1 protein-coding gene is annotated in these 1,042 nt (G+C 57.3%); it reads right to left on the reverse strand.

Going from position 1 to position 1,042, the window contains the following annotated elements; genetic code table 11:
* The coding region (locus J5224_RS29715) for an ABC transporter permease (protein ID WP_264628655.1) at window positions 1–1,042 on the reverse strand (1,042 nt) is incomplete at both ends.

Genomic DNA, 1,042 nt, shown 5'->3' on the forward strand with positions numbered 1-1,042 from the left:
ATGGGATAAGGCAACAACAAGCAACTGTAGGCCAATAGAAGAATCGCCCAGGTGTTGTAGGGCGTAATCGGCCAGAAGCTTCGGTTCCAGGCCAATATCAGCCCTAAGCCAACCACAATGCCGGGCAGCGCCACGGGCAACAGAGAAAGACCATCCAATAGCGCTGCGCCGCGCACACGTCTTACCGTCACCAGCCAGGCAACCAGCGTGCCGACAACCCCAGTCAGTAGCGCAGTGCCACTGGCCAATCCCATGCTGCTTGAGAGCGCACTTAGCGCCTGGTTCTTACCGCTTAGTACGGCACTGAAATGCCTTAGCGTTACATTGTCTGCGGATAACCCGCCGGATAGGGTGCCGGAAAAGGCGGTTGCCAACATGGCGCTCACCGGAATGCCTACCGCAATCACCGCGACACACGAGAACAACCCGATGATGGGCAAGGTCCAGCGCCCCGGATCGCGAATGACAATAGCCGCTGGCTTCCCGGTAATGGTGCCAACGTCTTTTCCCGCAGTGAGCGCGCGCTGAACCGTATAGGCCGTCAATGCCAATGCAACCAGCAACAACGACAGCACGGCTGCACCGGAAAGATCGATGGGCCAATCGGCAAGACGTTGCTCAATCCCAGTGGTAAGTGCCTGGATCCCTGCATGCGGGCCAATCGCGGCAGGCACACCGTACTCCTCGATTGCCAGCGCGAACGCCAGCAGGGTACTGGCCGCAATCGCAGGCAATGCCAGCGGTAATGTGATACGGAAAAATGCCGCCCATGGACCCGCGCCATGTACCCGGGCAACATCCGCAAGACGCCCGCCGTGACTCGCCATACTGCGCGAGACGGCAAAATAGACCACAGGAAAAATATTTAACGCCATCACTATCGCCATGCCGGGCAATGAGAACAGCAGCGCATTGAACTTGAACGAGAAAAGCTGTTCCAGATAGCCACGCGTTTGCAATGCAAGCATCCACGACAGGGCCGAGATATAGGGAGGGATCAAAAAGGGGATTAGAAATAACAAATCCCACACGCGGGCATAGG

The organism is Candidatus Symbiopectobacterium sp. NZEC135 (assembly GCF_025962695.1).